The 294-nt window shown below is 35.4% G+C and carries 1 pseudogene; it reads right to left on the bottom strand.

Features of this window, described 5'->3' with window-relative positions:
* Nucleotides 1–294, bottom strand: a pseudogene (locus HMPREF2663_RS07710) (hypothetical protein); the annotation flags it as partial.

Below are 294 nucleotides of genomic sequence, written 5' to 3'. Positions count from 1 at the left end.
AAAATGTTGTCCTACAAAAGGTAACGATGTTAAAAATCCATCATACTTGGGTGCTGTAATTATGTTAGAACCTATTCTTGGCTTAAAAAAATCCAAACTATTAACGATGTCGTCTTCATGACCTACATTTTTGATTTTCCCATTATACTTTCCTTCATCAATTTGCTTCTTGATATCACCAGAAAATGCACCATAAGGGTTCGGAGCAGCATAGGTTGTCGTACTATCAAAGTTAAACTTCACAGCATTATATTGTGCTAGATAGCCTCCTAAACTATGTGCCCCACTATGAAA

The sequence above is a fragment of the Staphylococcus sp. HMSC077D08 genome (assembly GCF_001837945.1).
Classification (GTDB): domain Bacteria; phylum Bacillota; class Bacilli; order Staphylococcales; family Staphylococcaceae; genus Staphylococcus; species Staphylococcus epidermidis.
This window is presented reverse-complemented; position numbering and strand designations above follow the sequence as displayed.